The sequence below is a fragment of the Streptomyces sp. CB02261 genome (assembly GCF_001905665.1).
Classification (GTDB): Bacteria; Actinomycetota; Actinomycetes; order Streptomycetales; family Streptomycetaceae; genus Streptomyces.
The window spans coordinates 246,347-259,501 of the sequence record NZ_LIVX01000002.1 but is presented as its reverse complement, the minus strand read 5'-3'; the positions used below and the strand labels follow the sequence as shown (position 1 = coordinate 259,501).

The 13,155-nt window shown below is 71.0% G+C and carries 11 protein-coding genes and 2 tRNA genes; 9 read left to right on the top strand and 4 right to left on the bottom strand.

From position 1 onward, the window contains the following. The first annotated feature begins 168 nt into the window (after window positions 1-168). The 4 genes from AMK29_RS06650 (at window position 169) to AMK29_RS06635 (ending at window position 3,373) form a co-directional block, all read left to right on the top strand. Window positions 169-1,278, top strand: a complete 1,110-nt coding sequence (locus tag AMK29_RS06650; RefSeq protein ID WP_073808940.1) for an SDR family oxidoreductase — start codon at window positions 169-171, stop codon at window positions 1,276-1,278. Between the two features lie 117 nt (window positions 1,279-1,395). After that, window positions 1,396-1,857, top strand: coding sequence for a molybdenum cofactor biosynthesis protein MoaE (locus AMK29_RS06645; RefSeq protein WP_073808937.1), 462 nt, complete (start codon window positions 1,396-1,398; stop codon window positions 1,855-1,857). Between the two features lie 129 nt (window positions 1,858-1,986). Then, complete coding sequence (locus AMK29_RS06640) at window positions 1,987-2,217, top strand: hypothetical protein (RefSeq protein ID WP_073808934.1); 231 nt, start codon at window positions 1,987-1,989, stop codon at window positions 2,215-2,217. A 67-nt stretch (window positions 2,218-2,284) separates the two neighbouring features. Next, complete coding sequence (locus tag AMK29_RS06635; RefSeq protein WP_073808931.1) at window positions 2,285-3,373, top strand: YlbL family protein; 1,089 nt, start codon at window positions 2,285-2,287, stop codon at window positions 3,371-3,373. Between the two features lie 78 nt (window positions 3,374-3,451). Here AMK29_RS06635 and AMK29_RS06630 read toward each other — a convergent pair whose 3' ends face one another. After that, on the bottom strand, window positions 3,452-4,003 hold the full coding sequence (locus tag AMK29_RS06630; protein WP_073808928.1) for a PPA1309 family protein: 552 nt from the start codon (window positions 4,001-4,003) through the stop codon (window positions 3,452-3,454). Window positions 4,004-4,138: 135 nt separating this feature from the next. On the opposite strand from AMK29_RS06630, the gene AMK29_RS06625 reads away from it, so the two are divergent. From AMK29_RS06625 to AMK29_RS06610, 4 genes are all read left to right on the top strand, one after another. Further along, window positions 4,139-7,036, top strand: coding sequence for a UPF0182 family membrane protein (locus AMK29_RS06625; protein ID WP_073808925.1), 2,898 nt, complete (start codon window positions 4,139-4,141; stop codon window positions 7,034-7,036). Window positions 7,037-7,081: 45 nt separating this feature from the next. Next, window positions 7,082-7,155 (top strand) — tRNA-Met (locus AMK29_RS06620). A gap of 204 nt (window positions 7,156-7,359) precedes the next feature. Further along, window positions 7,360-9,330 (top strand): tetratricopeptide repeat protein, encoded by a 1,971-nt coding sequence (locus AMK29_RS06615; RefSeq protein WP_073808923.1) that lies wholly within the window; start codon window positions 7,360-7,362, stop codon window positions 9,328-9,330. A gap of 71 nt (window positions 9,331-9,401) precedes the next feature. After that, window positions 9,402-9,475 (top strand) — tRNA-Met (locus tag AMK29_RS06610). A gap of 132 nt (window positions 9,476-9,607) precedes the next feature. On the opposite strand, the gene AMK29_RS06605 is transcribed toward AMK29_RS06610, so the two are convergent. Beyond that, window positions 9,608-10,027, bottom strand: coding sequence for a Fur family transcriptional regulator (locus AMK29_RS06605; protein ID WP_073808920.1), 420 nt, complete (start codon window positions 10,025-10,027; stop codon window positions 9,608-9,610). 148 nt (window positions 10,028-10,175) lie between these two features. On the opposite strand from AMK29_RS06605, the gene AMK29_RS06600 reads away from it, so the two are divergent. Beyond that, window positions 10,176-11,645 (top strand): catalase, encoded by a 1,470-nt coding sequence (locus AMK29_RS06600; protein WP_073808917.1) that lies wholly within the window; start codon window positions 10,176-10,178, stop codon window positions 11,643-11,645. Window positions 11,646-11,720: 75 nt separating this feature from the next. On the opposite strand, the gene AMK29_RS06595 is transcribed toward AMK29_RS06600, so the two are convergent. Together AMK29_RS06595 and hisN are read right to left on the bottom strand one after the other, a co-directional pair. Beyond that, window positions 11,721-12,110 (bottom strand): CBS domain-containing protein, encoded by a 390-nt coding sequence (locus AMK29_RS06595; protein ID WP_073808914.1) that lies wholly within the window; start codon window positions 12,108-12,110, stop codon window positions 11,721-11,723. Between the two features lie 173 nt (window positions 12,111-12,283). Further along, window positions 12,284-13,093 carry a histidinol-phosphatase gene (gene hisN, locus AMK29_RS06590; RefSeq protein WP_073808911.1) on the bottom strand — a complete coding sequence of 270 codons (810 nt, stop codon included), beginning with the start codon at window positions 13,091-13,093 and terminating at the stop codon, window positions 12,284-12,286. Window positions 13,094-13,155: the final 62 nt, after the last annotated feature.

Here is a 13,155-nt window from a genome sequence, read left to right as displayed (position 1 = left end):
GTGGTGTCCCCCCGATCGGACCGGGCTCCGTCGGTGGGACACCGCCCGACATCCGGGCCGGAAACGGGCTCGGTGCTCCGTCGGGCCGTGCCCTGCGGCAGGATGGACGCCACCTGGTCCGTACGCGTCATGCGTGTACGTACTGAAGACAACCGCTGGAGACGCCCGGTGAGTTCCCCAGATCCTCAGGTTCGCGGAGCGCGAAACCACTCAACCCGGTCCGCCGCGCGCGGACCCGTCGTCGCGGTCACCGGCGCCGCGTCCGGCGTCGGTGACCTGCTGACCAGACGCCTCGCCGACTCCGGCGAGATCAAGAAGGTCGTCGCCATCGACGAGCGCCGGGGCGAGGTCGCCGAGGCGCACTGGCACATCCTCGACGTACGCGATCCGGCCATCGCCGAGAAGCTGCGCGGCGCGGACGTGGTCGTGCACCTCGCCGTCGATCTCGACCTGGAGAGCGACCCCGCCGCCCGGACGGCCTACAACGTGCGCGGAACGCAGACCGTGCTGACCGCCGCGGCGGCGGCCGGAGTGCACCGGGTCGTGCTGTGCACCTCCTCGATGGTCTACGGCGCCCTGCCCGACAACGACATCCCGCTCTCCGAGGACGCCGAGCTCAGGGCCACGGCGGAGGCCACCGGCGTGGGCGACATGCTGGAGATCGAGCGCCTCGGCCGCCGGGCGCCCCGCGCGCACCCCGGCCTCCACGTGACCGTCGTCCGCCCGGCCGTCCTCGTCGGCGGTACGGACACGGCGCTCACCCGCTACTTCGAGTCGCCCCGGCTGCTCGTCGTCGCCGGGTCCCGGCCGACCTGGCAGTTCTGCCACGTCGAGGACCTGGTCAGCGCCCTGGAGTACGCGGCCCTGGAGAAGGTCGACGGGGAGTTCGCGGTCGGCTGCGAGGGCTGGCTGGAGCAGGAGGAGGTCGAGGAGCTCTCCGGGATCCGGCGCATGGAGCTGCCCTCCGCCGTCGCCCTCGGCGCGGCGGCCCGGCTCCACCGCATCGGGCTCACCCCGTCCCCGGCGGGCGACCTCGCGTACACGATGCACCCCTGGGTGGTGAGCGTGGGACGGCTGCACGACGCCGGCTGGCGGCCGAAGTGGACGAACGAGGAGGTCCTCGCGGCGCTCCTGGAGGAGGTCCAGGGCCGTCACACGGTCGCCGGCCGCCGCCTGGGCCGCAAGGACGCCACGGCGGCCGGCGCGGCGGGCGCGACGGTGGCGCTGCTCGGCACGGCCGCGCTCGTCCGCCAGATGCGGAAGCGGCGCGGGATCTGAGGGGGGCCTACAGGCGGCCGTCCCCGCGGCCGTCTGTAGGACCCTCCTACGGCGGGCGCCGACCGCCGGTCGAAACCGCTATTCCGGGATCTCGCGCGCGTACGGCACGATGGGCCCATGGCACCGACGTCTGACCACCCCGGCGAGCAGGCCGCCGCCGACCCGATCAAGCTCCTCGCGATCCGGGAGACCCCGCTCTCCGTCGACGAGGTCTTCCGCGCGGTCGGGGACGACGCCTCCGGCGGCACGACGCTCTTCGTCGGCACCGTCCGCAACCACGACGGCGGCGCCGACGTCGACGCGCTGGGCTACTCCTGCCACCCCACGGCCGAGGCGGAGATGCGCCGGGTCGCGGAGAGGGTCGTCGCCGACTACCCGGTGCGCGCGCTGGCCGCCGTCCACCGGGTGGGTGACCTCCATGTGGGTGACCTCGCGGTCGTCGTCGCCGTCTCCTGCCCGCACCGCGGCGAGGCCTTCGAGGCCTGCCGCAAGCTCATCGACGACCTCAAGCACGAGGTCCCCATCTGGAAGCACCAGACCTTCTCCGACGGCACCGAGGAATGGGTGGGCGCCTGCTGACGCGGGCAAGGCGACCCGCCGACACCGTGTAGCCGAACGCCCGATTTGCGTAACCGCCCCCCACGCGCGAGCGTTGATCCCACAGATGAGACAGTCTGCTGATCAACTCACTGGGGACGGGAGGTCGAGATGGCAGCACTGGCCTGGTTGCTGATTCCGCTTTTCGCAGTCGTCGGCGCGGCGATATGGGGAAGCTGGGCTTCGAGGAACAAGACGATAGGTGACGTGGCCGAACTCGCCGGCTACGCACGTTTCCGGGACGCCATGGAGCGCGCCCACAGCACGACCTCCGATTCCGCTCGGCACGAGCGTGAGCCGGCCGCCGCCGCCGGAGGGGTCACCACCTCGCCGTCGAGCTGACTCCGGCGCGCCCCGTACGGACCCGCCCCACGGGTGCACTCACAGGCGAGTCCCGTACTGTCGTTCCATGCCACGCCGCACCGCGACGATGCTCGCCTCCACCCTGGTCCTGATCTGCCTGCTCATCGCGGGCGTTCTGATCCCGGTGCCGTACGCGGAGATGAGCCCGGGGCCCACGGTCAACACCCTCGGCGAGGCCAGGGGCGAACCCGTCCTGCACATCTCGGGACGCAAGACCTACCCGACCGACGGCCACCTCAACATGACGACGGTCCGGGTCACCAGCGCGGACTACAAGATGAACGCCGTCGAGGCCGTCTACGGCTGGCTGGCCCACGACAACGTGGTGGTGCCGCACGACACGCTCTACCCGGACGGCAAGACCGAGGAGCAGTCGAGCCAGGAGAACGCCGAGGAGTTCAGCCAGTCCCAGGAGAGCGCCAAGGTGGCCGCCCTCAAGGAGCTGGGGATCCCGGTGGTCTCCCGGGTCGTCGTCGGCACGGTGATCAAGGGGTCGCCCTCGGAGGGCAAGCTGCACGCCGGCGACGTGATCAAGGCCGTCGACGGTGTGCCGATCGCCGCGCAGGCCGATGTCGCCAAGCAGGTCGTCAAGCGGAAGCCCGGCCAGGACGTCGTGTTCACGATCGTCCCCGCCAAGGAGGCGGCCGCCGCCGAGAAGGCCCGCAAGGAGCCGACCGTCACCCGGAAGGTGGTCCTCACGACCACCACGTCCGAGGAGGGCGACCGGGCCGTCGTCGGCATCCAGGCCGGCACCGACCACGTCTTCCCGTTCACGATCGACATCAACCTGGCCGACGTCGGTGGCCCCAGCGCCGGACTGATGTTCGCCCTCGGCATCGTCGACAAGCTGACCCCGGACAGCCTCACCGGCGGCCGGTTCGTCGCCGGCACCGGCACCATCGACGACGCGGGCGCGGTCGGCCCGATCGGCGGCATCGAGATGAAGCTGGTCGGCGCGCGGAACGCCGGCGCGGAGTACTTCCTCACCCCGGCCGACAACTGCGAGACCGCCGCCTCCGACATCCCCGAGGGCCTGACCCTGATCAAGGTGGACACCATCGACGACGCCACGAAGTCGCTGGAGAAGCTCCGCAAGGGCGACACGAAGTCCCTCCCGAGCTGCTCGAAGAGCTGAGAGCCCGGCAAGGACGGACACGCCGAAGGGGCGCCCGGTCGACCGACCGCGCGCCCCTTTCCCGTACGACGGCGGGGGTCAGGACTCGAACGTCGCCGCCAGCGCCTCGGCGAGGCCCGGCACCAGGTCCGGGCCCGTCAGGACCTCGGTCGCCGTGTCCTTCTCGCGCAGCCGGATCGCGGCCTCGCGGCCGCCGCCCCGCAGCACCGCCACGGTCATCCGCACCTCCTGCCGGTCCGGGTGGGCGGCCACCCACTTGGCGAGCTGCTTCTCGCTGAGGCCCTGCGGGACCTGGGCCTCGGCGGACGGGGGCAGCATGAGCCGTTCCACCGTCATGGCGCAGCCCGCCACGGCGTCGGGCCAGGCGATCGTGCCGAGGAAATCGTCGAGGGGCTTTCCGCGCGGCAGCTTGTCCTGCTCGATCGGGGTGTAGGCGGTGGCGTCGTCACCCAGGCCCAGCTGGGAGGCGAGCGCGGGTTCCTTGGCGCGCAGGCGGGCGGTGTCGACCAGGGCGAAGAGGCGGGCCGGCTGGTCCCAGCCGAGGCCCGCCGCGTACTCGTCGATCTCGAGCACCGCGCGGGTGAGGGGGCTCGCGGCCATCGCCGGGCCGGAGGGGGAAACGTTGGACATGACCAACATCCTGCCTCCTCCACCCCGGAACACGGGAACTAGGTAAAGCCTCAGTAAGTTGCATCAGTGGGCTCTACGATCGCGGGGCCTGCTTACAGACGCATCAACATCGAGGGGCGCACGTTGGCTTTCCAGATGCCGGACCGCGGCGGAGGCCCGTCCGGGCCAAGGATGAGAGTCGGCCGGCCGTCCCGGCGGGCCCGTACTTTGCTCATGACACTCGGCGTGCTGGCCGTCCTCGCCATGGCGTTCGTGATGTTCGCCGGGTTCTGGACGGACTGGCTCTGGTACCGCTCGGTCAAGTACTCGTCCGTGTTCACGACCACGCTGTGGACCAAGATCGGTCTGTTCGCCGTCTTCGGTCTGCTGATGGGGCTCGCCGTCGGCCTGAACATCTGGCTGGCGTACCGGCTGCGGCCGCCGCTCAGCGCGATGTCGCTGGAGCAGCAGAGCCTCGACCGGTACAGGATGGGCCTCGCCCCGTTCAAGAAGTGGGTGCTGCTCGCGGTCACGGCCCTGGTGGCGCTGATCGCCGGCGCCTCCGCGTCCGGCCAGTGGCGCACCTGGCTGATGTGGGTCAACGGCGTGAAGTTCGGCCAGAAGGACCCGCAGTTCGGGCTCGACGTGTCGTTCTACGCCTTCGACCTGCCCTGGTACCGCTTCCTGCTCGCCTTCGGCTTCGCCGCCGCCGTCCTGTCGCTGATCGCCGCCGCGCTCACGCACTACCTGTACGGCGGGCTGCGGGTCACCAGTCCGGGCGCGCGGGCCACCGCCGCCGCCACGGGGCACCTCTCGGTGCTGCTCGGCGTCTTCGTGTCGCTGAAGGCCGTGGCGTACTGGCTCGACCGGTACGGCCTGGCCGTGAAGTCCAGCGACTTCAAGGCCACCGGCAACTGGACGGGGCTGCGGTACGTCGACGCCAACGCGTACCTGCCGGCGAAGACGATCCTGTTCTGCATCGCCGCGATCTGCGCCGTGCTGTTCTTCGCGACGCTCTGGCGCCGCACCTGGCAGCTGCCGGTGATCGGCTTCGGCCTGATGGTGCTCTCGGCGGTCCTGATCGGCGGCCTCTACCCGGCCATCGTGCAGAAGTTCCAGGTCCAGCCGAACGAGCAGGCCAAGGAAGCGCCGTACATCCAGAAGAACATCGACGCGACCCGCAAGGCGTACGCGATCGACGGGACGAAGCTCGAGAACTACTCGGGCAAGTCGACGGTGAAGGCCAAGGACCAGCTGCGCAGCAACGCCGACTCGGCGGCCAGCTACCGCGTCCTCGACCCGAACATCGTGTCGCCGACGTTCCAGCAGCTGGAGCAGAAGCGGAAGTACTACCAGTTCCCGACGACCCTGGACGTGGACCGGTACGCGGGCAAGGACACCGTCGTCGGTCTGCGTGAGCTCAACATCCGGGGCATCCCGAAGCGCAACTGGATCAACGACCACTTCACGTACACCCACGGCTACGGCGCGATCATGGCCTCGGGCACGCAGACGGACGCCAACGGCTCCCCGGTCTTCACCGAGGCCGGACTGCCGACCACGGGGATGCTCGGCACGTACCAGCAGAAGATCTACTACGGCGAGAAGACCGATCAGTACTCGATCGTCGGCGGACCGCAGAAGGAGCTGGACTACGAGGAGAACGGCGAGAAGACCACCAGCTACGAGGGCAAGAGCGGGGTCAACCTCTCCAGCACCTTCAACCGCGCCGCCTACGCGGTCGCGTTCAGCGAGCCGCAGATCCTCTACTCGGGGGCCATCGGCGAGGGCTCGCGGATCCTCTACAACCGCACGCCCAAGGAGCGCGTCGAGGCCGTCGCGCCCTGGCTGACCATCGACGGCGACGCCTACCCGGCGGTCGTGAACGGCAAGATCCAGTGGATCATCGACGCCTACACGACGACGAACGGCTACCCGTACGCCTCGCGCACCACGCTCGGCGACACCACGGCCGACTCGCTGACCGTCGGCAACCAGCAGCGCGCGGTCGTCGCCCAGCAGAACCAGGTCAACTACATCCGCAACTCGGTGAAGGCCACCGTCGACGCGTACGACGGCTCGGTCACCCTCTACCAGTGGGACACCGAGGACCCGGTCCTCAAGACCTGGATGAAGGCGTTCCCGGACACGGTCAAGCCGAAGTCCGAGATCAAGGGCGAGCTGCTGGACCACCTGCGCTACCCGCAGGACATGTTCAAGGTCCAGCGCGAGCTGCTGACCCGCTACCACGTCACCGACCCCGCGCAGTTCTACTCCGGCTCGGACGCCTGGCAGGTGCCGGACGACCCGACCAACAAGGAGGGCAACGCGGTCCCGCCGTACTACCTGAGCATGAAGATGCCCGGGGACACGGCGCAGCGCTTCTCGCTGACGACGACGTTCACCCCCAACGGGCGGCCCAACCTGGGCGGCTTCATGGCGGTCGACGCCGACGCCACCAGCAAGGAGTACGGCCGGCTGAGACTGCTGCGGGTCACCGAGGACGTGCCGGGCCCGGCCCAGGTGCAGAGCAAGCTCAACGGCCTGCCCTCGGTCGCCACGTTCGTCCGGGACATGAAGGGCGCCGACTCGGACATCCAGTACGGCAACCTGCTGACCGTCCCGCTCGACGGCGGCTTCCTGTACGTGGAGCCGGTGTACGCCCAGGGACGCAACGCGCTCTACCCGCTCCTGAAGAAGGTCGCGGTGTCGTACGTGGACGCGGACCAGCCGGACGGTGACACGACCAAGGACACCACGGTGTTCGAGGACAGCCTCACCGAGGCGCTCAACGCGGTCTTCGGGGTGGACGCGCCCACCACGCCGCCGACCTCGCCCACCGACCCGCCGGGCACCACTCCTCCGCCGGCCACGAACGACGCCGCGCTCAAGCAGGCGATCGCGGACGCGCAGAAGGCGTACGACGCGGGTCAGGCGGCGCTGCAGAAGGGCGACTGGACCGCGTACGGCAAGGCCCAGGACGACCTCCAGGCGGCCCTGCAGAAGGCCGCGGAGGCGGGAGCGAAGCTGAAGCCGACGGGATCAAGCGGCTGACCTGAGGTTTTCCACCCCGCGCCCGTGGTACTGTTGGTTCACCGACGCGGGGTGGAGCAGCTCGGTAGCTCGCTGGGCTCATAACCCAGAGGTCGCAGGTTCAAATCCTGTCCCCGCTACTCAGAGGACGAGGGCCCGGATCCATAAGGATCCGGGCCCTCGTTGTGTGTCGGCGTGCATGGGGGGCTCGAAGAGCGGTAGGGAAGGGGCGAGTTGGCGTGAGTCGTGTTTGACTTGTCTCTCTGTGGGCATGTCGACAAAACGCTGAGTGACCTCACTGGCTGCGGTATACCAGGTGTGCTCGGGTTGCGGGTGGTGCGACGATGGTATTTATGGGGGACAGGGCAACTCTGTTGGAGACAGGGCGGTTTGTGCAGCGGCACGCCAGGAACGCCGCGGACGAGATCATCGAGGCAGCAGGGGCCGTCGATGCGGCCGTCGACACCACCGCCGAGACCGATGCCGACTCCGAGAACGAGACCGAGGTCGAGGCCCGCCACCGGCGCGCCGCCGAGCGCGGAGACCTCGCCTCGATGAGCGCCCTCGGCGCGCTGCTGCTGCGCCGCGGCGACCTCGACGGCGCCGAGCCCTATCTGCGGGGCGCCACCGCCGAGGGCGACCGGGCCGCCGCGAACAACCTCGGGGTCCTGCTGCACCAGCGCGGCTACGCCGAGGAGGCGGCCGGCTGGTGGCGGGTCGCCGCCGTCGCCGGCTCCGCGCCCGCCGCCCACGCCCTCGGCCGCCACCACCGCGAGCGCGGCGACGAACCGGCCGCCGAGTACTGGCTGCGCCAGGCCGCCGAGCAGGGCCACGCCCTCGGCGCGTACGCCCTCGCCGACCTCCTGGAGCACCGCAGCGACGTCGGCGCCGAGCGCTGGCTGCGCGCCGCCGCCGAACAGGGCCACCGTGAGGCCGCGTACCGGCTCGCCCTCGCCCTGGAGCGCCGCGCCACCGAGACCACCCGCGGCCCGCACGACACCGGCACCCGGCTCCGGGTCCCCGGCACGGGCGCCCTCGTGCCCACCGGCGCCGGTGCCACGGCCCAGGGGGCCGCCACCGCGCGCCCCGTCGGCGAGCCCGGCGGCGAGCCGACCGAGGCCGAGCAGTGGTTCCGGCAGGCCGCCGCGCGCGGCCACCGACGGGCCGCGCTGCACCTCGGCGCGATCCTGGAGCAGCGGGGCGAGCTCAAGGAGGCCGGCCGCTGGTACCTCAGCTCCGCCAAGGAGGGCGAGGCCAAGGCCGCCTGCGCGCTCGGCTTCCTCCTCCGCGACGCGGGCGACGAGGAGAGCGCCGCCGTGTGGTGGCTGCGCGCCGCCCAGGACGGCGACGGCAACGCCGCCAACGCGCTGGGCGCGCTGCACGCGGCCCGGGGCGAGCAGCAGACCGCCGAGCGCTGGTACCGGGCCGCCATGGACGCGGGCGACGTGAACGGCGCCTACAACCTCGGGCTGCTCTGCGCCGCCCAGGACCGCATCCCGCAGGCCGAGCAGTGGTACCGGCGCGCCGCCTACGCGGGGCACCGCGAGGCCGCCAACGCGCTCGCCGTGCTGCTCCTCCAGGCCGGCGACGCCAACGGGGCGGAGCCGTGGTTCTCCAAGGCCGCCGAGGCGGGCAGCGTGGACGCCGCCTTCAACCTGGGCATCCTCCACGCGGGCCGTGACGACGACCGTACGGCCCTCGTCTGGTACGAGCGGGCCGCGGCCGCCGGGCACACCGAGGCGGCCCTCCAGGTGGGCATCGCGGCCCTCAGGGACGGCGACGAGCGGACCGCCGAGCGGCACCTGCGCTGCGCGGCGGGCGGCGGCAGCGCCGAGGCCGCCTTCCGGCTCGCCTCGGTGCTCGACGCGCGTCGCCCCGACCCGGGCCCCGCCGTCCTCGGCGCGCCCCGGGAGGAGAAGAGCGAGTGCGAGGAGTGGTACGAGCGGGCCGCCCAGCAGGGCCACCGGCGCGCCCAGGTGCGGGTCGGCATGCTCGCCGCCGGACGCGGTGACCTGGCGGAGGCCGACCGCTGGTACCGCGAGGCGGCGGAGGCGGGCAGCCGCAACGGCGCCTTCAACCTCGGGCTGCTCCTCGCCCGCGAGGGCAGCGAGCGCGAGGCCGCCCTCTGGTGGACCCGGGCCGCCCGGGCCGGCCACGGCCGCGCCGCGCTCCGGCTCGCGCTGCTCGCGGCGCGGCGCGGAGAGCTCACCGAGGGGCGCCGCTGGTGCGCCCGGGCGGTGGAGCTGGGGCCGGCCGAGGTCGCCGAGCGGGCCGCCCGGCTGAGCGAGGCGCTGCACCAGGAGCTCACCGCTTAACTGCACCAGACGCCTGCCGCTCAATGGATTTGCGCTGGTCGCGGGCCGTCCCGTAGAGTCGGGTCTACCGACGCGGGGTGGAGCAGCTCGGTAGCTCGCTGGGCTCATAACCCAGAGGTCGCAGGTTCAAATCCTGTCCCCGCTACTCAGTGGCAGCGAAGGCCCGGATCCGATTCCGATCGGATCCGGGCCTTCGTCGTGTGTCCGGCATGCGTATCGCCGCGCGGGCGCAGAGAGAAGCCCCCTCCTCGGAGGGGGCTTCTCCCGTACAGACGTGTCAGGCGGTGGTGGCGCAGCTCGGGCAGATGCCCCGGTATGTGACCTCGACGTTCGAGATAGTGAAGCCGAAGCGCTCGGTGTCCGGCAGGTCCGCCAGCGGGTCGCCGCCCGGGTGGACGTCGCGGATCGCGCCGCAGCGCCCGCACACCAGGTGCTGGTGCGGCCGGTGGGCGTTGGGGTCGTAGCGCTTGGCGCGGCCGTCGGTCGCCACCTCGATGACCTCACCGAGGGTGACCATCTCGCCCAGCGTGTTGTAGACGGTGGCGCGCGAGATCTCGGGCAGTCGCGTCACCGCGCGCGCGTGGACCTCGTCGGCGGTCAGGTGCACATGATCCCCGTCGAGGACCTCGGCCACGACGCGTCGCTGCGCGGTCATCCGCCAGCCGCGTCCGCGCAGTCGTTCCAACAGGTCACTCATGGGAGCCAGCCTAACAGTCGCGGGACGTGATCCCGAATGGGTGTGACTTTGGAAGTTCACTTGACTTAGACATTGTCTATCGTAGGATCTGAACCGGCATCGGCCAAGGGCTCTCACCGGGCGCGGCCGAAGGACAGGACTCGCAGTAATGACGCAGGAGGCGCACGTGACGCAGGGACCGCTCACCACGGAGGCCGGCGCGCCGGTCGCCGACAACCAGAACAGCGAGACGGCGGGCGTCGGCGGTCCGGTCCTCGTACAGGACCAGCTCCTCCTGGAGAAGCTCGCCCACTTCAACCGTGAGCGCATCCCGGAGCGCGTCGTCCACGCGCGCGGTGCGGGCGCCTACGGCACCTTCACGGTCACCCGTGACGTCTCGCAGTGGACGCGCGCCGCGTTCCTCTCCGAGGTCGGCAAGGAGACCGAGACCTTCCTGCGCTTCTCCACCGTCGCGGGCAACCTCGGCGCGGCCGACGCGGTCCGCGACCCCCGCGGCTGGGCGCTGAAGTTCTACACCGAGGAGGGCAACTACGACCTCGTCGGCAACAACACCCCGGTGTTCTTCATCAAGGACGCCATCAAGTTCCCCGACTTCATCCACACCCAGAAGCGCGACCCGTACACGGGCTCGCAGGAGGCGGACAACGTCTGGGACTTCTGGGGTCTCTCCCCGGAGTCGACCCACCAGGTGACCTGGCTCTTCGGCGACCGCGGCATCCCCGCCTCGTACCGCCACATGAACGGCTACGGCTCGCACACGTTCCAGTGGAACAACGAGGCCGGCGAGGTCTTCTGGGTCAAGTACCACTTCAAGACCGACCAGGGGATCAAGAACCTCACCACCGAGGAGGCCGTCCGCCTCTCGGGTGTGGACCCCGACTCGCACCAGCGCGACCTGCGCGAGGCCATCGAGCGCGGTGACTTCCCGACCTGGACCGTGCAGGTCCAGATCATGCCCGCGGCCGAGGCGGAGAACTACCGCTTCAACCCGTTCGACCTCACCAAGGTGTGGCCGCACGAGGACTACCCGCCGATCGAGATCGGCAAGCTGGAGCTCAACCGCAACCCGGAGAACATCTTCGCCGAGGTCGAGCAGTCCATCTTCAGCCCGGCGCACTTCGTGCCCGGCATCGGCCCGTCCCCGGACAAGATGCTCCAGGGCCGGCTCTTCGCCTACGGCGACGCCCACCGCTACCGCGTCGGCATCAACGCCGACCACCTGCCGGTGAACCGCCCGCACGCCACCGAGGCGCGCACCAACTCCCGAGACGGCTTCCTCTACGACGGCCGCCACAAGGGCACGAAGAACTACGAGCCGAACTCCTTCGGCGGCCCGCACCAGATCGACCGCCCGCTGTGGCAGCCGGTCCCGGTGACGGGTGTGACCGGCGACCACGCGGCCCCGGTCCACTCCGAGGACAACGACTTCGTGCAGGCGGGCAACCTCTACCGCCTCATGTCGGAGGACGAGAAGAGCCGCCTGATCGAGAACCTGTCGGGCTTCATCGCCAAGGTCTCGCGCGACGACATCGCCGAGCGGGCCATCAGCAACTTCCGCCAGGCGGATGGTGACTTCGGCAAGCGGCTGGAGGCCGCGGTCCAGGCCCTGCGCGGCTGAGGACGCTTGTCGTAGGGAGAGCGGGCCGGATTTCCGTACGGGATCCGGCCCGCTTTCGCGTGCCCGGGAAGGGGTTCAGCCCGCGACGCTGTGCACGGGGATCCAGCAGCGGATGATGTCGCGGACGGAGACGACGCCGACGGGACCCAGGTCGTCGAGGACGATGAGATGGCGGAAGCCGCCGCGGGTCATGGCCTCGGCCGCCTTCGCCAGGGTCCATGTGGGGGCGGCGAAGACGACGTCGCGGGTGGTGTGGGAACCCGCGGTCTCGAGATCGGGATCCTGGTCGAGGGCGAGGGAGTTGAGGATGTCGCGCTCGGTGAGGATCCCGAGCCCGCCGGCGTCGGTGTCGAGGACGACGGCCGCGCCGACGCGGCGCGCCGACATCAGCCGGGCCGCCTGGCGGAGGGTGTGGGCCGGACCGATGGTGAGGACCACCGAACTCATGGCGTCGCGAACGAGCATGGACGGAGCCACCTCCTGGGGGAATCGTTCCCGCTCTGCACGAGAAGCCCCGGCGCCGGAGGCGCTGGAGAAATGCTTCACAAGTTCACAAGCGGGGGGATTCTCAGAGTGGCACCGGGACGGAGGTCCGACAAGGGGGCGCGCGAGGCGCCCCCGGGGAGCGCGGCGGGCGCTCAGCCCTTCGCGTCCTCCTGGTTGAGGTAGCTCAGCAGCTCGCCGTGAAGCAGGCCGTTCGACGCCGCCGCGTTGCCGCTGTGCGGACCGTGCCGCCCGTCCAGGCCCGTGTACGTGCCGCCCGCCTCCTGCACCACGACCGCCACCGCCGCCATGTCCCACAGCGACAGCTCCGGCTCCGCGCAGATGTCCACGGACCCCTCGGCGACCATCATGTACGGCCAGAAGTCGCCGTACGCCCGGGTCCGCCAGCACGCGCGCGTGAGGTCCATGAAACCGTCGAGACGGCCCTGCTCCTCCCAGCCGCTCAGCGAGGAGTACGCGAACGAGGCGTCCTCCAGGGAGGCCACCTTCGAGACCCCGATCCGGGTCGCCGAGGCCAGGCTGCGCCCGGTGTACGCGCCCAGGCCCTTCGCCGCCCACCAGCGCCGGCCGAGCGCGGGCGCCGACACCACGCCCACCACCGGCTGGAACCCGGTCTCCCCGGCCTCCATCAGCGCGATCAGGGTCGCCCACACCGGCACCCCGCGCACGTAGTTCTTCGTTCCGTCGATCGGGTCGATCACCCAGCGGCGGGGGCCCGAGCCCTCCACGCCGAACTCCTCGCCCAGGATCGCGTCGCGCGGCCTGGCCCGCTGGAGCTGACCCCGGATCAGCTCCTCGGCCGCCTTGTCGGCCTCGCTGACCGGAGTCATGTCCGGCTTCGTCTCGACCTTCAGGTCGAGCGCCTGGAAACGGTCCATGGTGGCCGCGTCGGCGGCATCCGCGAGGACATGGGCGAGACGCAGATCATCGTGGTAATCGGCCATGGTCGGCACTCTATCGCCGTGTGATCGCCACGCGGAGAACCGTCCACCGGCACTCTTGACAG

What these genes read in the sequence shown, in the direction of transcription:
- AMK29_RS06640 (WP_073808934.1), top strand. Translation starts at nt 1,987, where the DNA reads ATGGCAGCACTGGCCTGGTTGCTGATTCCGCTTTTCGCAGTCGTCGGC.
- AMK29_RS06605 (WP_073808920.1), bottom strand. Translation starts at nt 10,027, where the DNA reads ATGAGTGACCTGTTGGAACGACTGCGCGGACGCGGCTGGCGGATGACC.
- hisN (WP_073808911.1), bottom strand. Translation starts at nt 13,093, where the DNA reads ATGGCCGATTACCACGATGATCTGCGTCTCGCCCATGTCCTCGCGGAT.
- AMK29_RS06595 (WP_073808914.1), bottom strand. Translation starts at nt 12,110, where the DNA reads ATGCTCGTTCGCGACGCCATGAGTTCGGTGGTCCTCACCATCGGTCCG.
- AMK29_RS06645 (WP_073808937.1), top strand. Translation starts at nt 1,396, where the DNA reads ATGGCACCGACGTCTGACCACCCCGGCGAGCAGGCCGCCGCCGACCCG.
- AMK29_RS06625 (WP_073808925.1), top strand. Translation starts at nt 4,139, where the DNA reads ATGCCGGACCGCGGCGGAGGCCCGTCCGGGCCAAGGATGAGAGTCGGC.
- AMK29_RS06635 (WP_073808931.1), top strand. Translation starts at nt 2,285, where the DNA reads ATGCCACGCCGCACCGCGACGATGCTCGCCTCCACCCTGGTCCTGATC.
- AMK29_RS06600 (WP_073808917.1), top strand. Translation starts at nt 10,176, where the DNA reads ATGACGCAGGAGGCGCACGTGACGCAGGGACCGCTCACCACGGAGGCC.
- AMK29_RS06615 (WP_073808923.1), top strand. Translation starts at nt 7,360, where the DNA reads ATGGTATTTATGGGGGACAGGGCAACTCTGTTGGAGACAGGGCGGTTT.
- AMK29_RS06630 (WP_073808928.1), bottom strand. Translation starts at nt 4,003, where the DNA reads ATGTCCAACGTTTCCCCCTCCGGCCCGGCGATGGCCGCGAGCCCCCTC.